We start from the raw sequence: 2,262 nt of genomic DNA, 5'->3' as shown, positions 1-2,262 counted from the left end.
AAAAACCCTGCACCAGTATTCTTAATCTTTACCTTTCTTTGATTGACCAAGCCTTGAATCACTCCCAGGCTAAATTTAATACTGCACAACCGTGCGCTCCCCCCACAACGACGGAGGTATTGTAGACACAATGAGGGCTGGTCAGTAGGAATGGAATGAGTAGATTTTCTCGGCATGATATTTTCCTTATTGGTATTATGAGAAGATATGACTGCTTCAATTAAGTTCTGGCAATTGTGCAAGCGCTCCTTCCATCCATGCTTGAATTGCTTCCAGTTCAGAAACACCTCGTAATACAGCATCGATTACGTGTTTCTGATAAGAGTTAGCAGCGTTATTTGGATGCCCAAACTTATTCCCAGCCCAAGCCAAACACATAACCTTTACTAATTCATCAATTTGAAAAGAATCAAGCTCACTCGGACTCGTAACATTTCGAGAATGCAGCCATTCTTTCACCAAATCCAACGGATAATTTAAAAGTGTGCGAACTTCTTTGATTCGCAAATCTTTTGAGTTAATTGATGGCGGAGTTATAGCTTGTTTGCTTGGTTGAACTTTAAGCTGTTGATTGTCTTTGCGAGGTCTAATATTATTTTGTGGTTGTTCTGCCTTTTGAGGAGTAGTTGCACCTTCAGCATCATTATCTTCATCAGCCGTGACTGATAAAATTGCACAAACCGCATATCGACGTGCATAAGTTAATGCTGCACCAAACTTTTGAGAGTCAGCAATCTCAGGTAAAGGATAAGTACTAGCGATACTCTCTCCAGATTCATGAAAAATATGAGTCCTTAGCACGGTTTTACCTTCAAGTATTTCGGTGGTTTGAATTATTACTAACCCATGTTTACCAAGCGCAGGAGTGACAGCATTTAATACAGCATCTAAAGTTGCATATTTACGCTTGTAGTGAGGATTAGTACCGTCTTTTTGAATGGGGTTAAACTCTGCCTTTGCCTTGATTAAAGCTTTGATTAATTCTTGCATTAGTCAATTCCAAACTCTTACCAATCGTTTTCATTGATATCGCCAGACACTTTTTTGCTAGATTTAGCCTTAGTAATCTGAAACTCTGAGGCTTTTAGCACAGGCATTGCCGCTTGTTTTACCGAAGTTTTAGCTTGCAGATAAAGGAATTGCGTTATTCCATCAGCGTCTTCCCCATCCTCGACTTGGGCCCATAGAGAACAACCTAAATCGAGTGATTCAAAATTGCCGAGATTGAATTTTCTGGAATAGCTAATAGATACAGTTGTGAATTTCATTTTGGTTATCAATTTTCTTCATTAGTATCAACCATCTCAATGCTAAGTCTTTGACATAAATCACCAGCTTTTACACCAATAATTCCTGGCTCTATTTCAGTAGATAATTCCTCAATGATTGAATGAAAGCCAGGGTCTTCATCATTAATTTCAACCTCAATCAAACCTGCATTATTCGATATAACAGTTGCCCAACTTGGCAAAGCTTGAGGAATACTGGTTGCATAAAGTTTCATGATTTTGATTCCTGATTAAACTTGACTTCAACGATTTCTTCTACACACCCCATTGCCTCCCCCAAGTAATGCAGGACATCGGCTAAGTGAGTCGCTGCTTCTGGGTCAATCTTCTTGTTAGCAATCAACAAGAGCCAATTTTCATCTTGAGCGATCGCCTGAATCTTTAAATAGCAGGAGTTGAACTGATTCAGTATTTCTGTGGTTTCCATTGGTATTATTTATGAAGCTAAATAGTTTTATTGAGGAGGTGGGCTGTCAAGACCCACCTTTTTCCTTACGCTGCAACTAAATCTCTAGTTTTTGGAACGTATCTTTTCAGACGTTCCCACTCCTCACTCGTCAGTGCGTCAAATTCTTTATCGAATAATTCCTCTTCTGTGGGTGGTTCTCCCGTAGCCGTTGTTGATACCCTTGCCACCTTCATGAAGTTGTCTAGTCCAACTACTGCATCAACCGGCTCGGCGTATCGAATCTTATCTACAGCATTCGACCAGTGCGTAATATGTTGAAATATCACTCCCAGCATTGAATCATTTGTGTAGACTCGATAAGTTCTGGGGCAAGCTCCATTGACGTACACGAGTTTGTAGGGAAGAATTTCTTGTACCTCTGCATTAGGGTCTGTTGGAGGTAGGAGAATTTGGCGTTGCATAAATGCGGGATGAATCAGGCAAACACAGGTATTTCTCTATACTTTAAATAATGAAGTAACAATCGGATTGAATGTTTAAGCATATCCACGGATTTAGAATAGC

The 2,262-nt window shown here is 39.9% G+C and carries 5 protein-coding genes and 1 pseudogene; all 6 read right to left on the bottom strand.

The annotated features are described in order from the left end of the window. Positions 1-216: 216 nt before the first annotated feature. Entirely contained in the window at positions 217-990 is a 774-nt protein-coding gene (locus tag H6G97_RS50185) for an ERF family protein (RefSeq protein WP_190947667.1), read from the bottom strand. 17 nt (positions 991-1,007) lie between these two features. Next, positions 1,008-1,268: a hypothetical protein gene (locus tag H6G97_RS50180; protein WP_190947666.1), complete on the bottom strand. Its 261-nt coding sequence runs from the start codon at positions 1,266-1,268 to the stop codon at positions 1,008-1,010. Between the two features lie 8 nt (positions 1,269-1,276). After that, the gene (locus H6G97_RS50175; RefSeq protein WP_190947665.1) at positions 1,277-1,504 is read right to left on the bottom strand and encodes a hypothetical protein; all 228 of its coding nucleotides are present in this window, start codon (positions 1,502-1,504) and stop codon (positions 1,277-1,279) included. After that, a complete protein-coding gene (locus H6G97_RS50170) occupies positions 1,501-1,716 on the bottom strand; it encodes a hypothetical protein (RefSeq protein WP_190947664.1) in 216 nt (71 codons plus the stop codon). The genes H6G97_RS50175 and H6G97_RS50170 overlap by 4 nt, the downstream gene beginning before the upstream one ends. 65 nt (positions 1,717-1,781) lie before the next feature. Further along, positions 1,782-2,159, bottom strand: a complete 378-nt coding sequence (locus H6G97_RS50165) for a hypothetical protein (RefSeq protein ID WP_190947663.1) — start codon at positions 2,157-2,159, stop codon at positions 1,782-1,784. Positions 2,160-2,173: 14 nt separating this feature from the next. Continuing rightward, positions 2,174-2,262 (bottom strand): annotated as a pseudogene (locus tag H6G97_RS50160) (IS1 family transposase); the annotation flags it as partial.

This window comes from Nostoc flagelliforme FACHB-838 (genome assembly GCF_014698065.1).
Lineage (GTDB): Bacteria > Cyanobacteriota > Cyanobacteriia > Cyanobacteriales > Nostocaceae > Nostoc > Nostoc flagelliforme_B.
Note: the sequence above shows the minus strand (reverse complement) of the source record. Positions and strands in the feature narration are given on the sequence as shown.

Coding starts and splice junctions, on each gene's coding strand:
- H6G97_RS50185 (WP_190947667.1), bottom strand. CDS start 990: ATGCAAGAATTAATCAAAGCTTTAATCAAGGCAAAGGCAGAGTTTAAC.
- H6G97_RS50180 (WP_190947666.1), bottom strand. CDS start 1,268: ATGAAATTCACAACTGTATCTATTAGCTATTCCAGAAAATTCAATCTC.
- H6G97_RS50175 (WP_190947665.1), bottom strand. CDS start 1,504: ATGAAACTTTATGCAACCAGTATTCCTCAAGCTTTGCCAAGTTGGGCA.
- H6G97_RS50170 (WP_190947664.1), bottom strand. CDS start 1,716: ATGGAAACCACAGAAATACTGAATCAGTTCAACTCCTGCTATTTAAAG.
- H6G97_RS50165 (WP_190947663.1), bottom strand. CDS start 2,159: ATGCAACGCCAAATTCTCCTACCTCCAACAGACCCTAATGCAGAGGTA.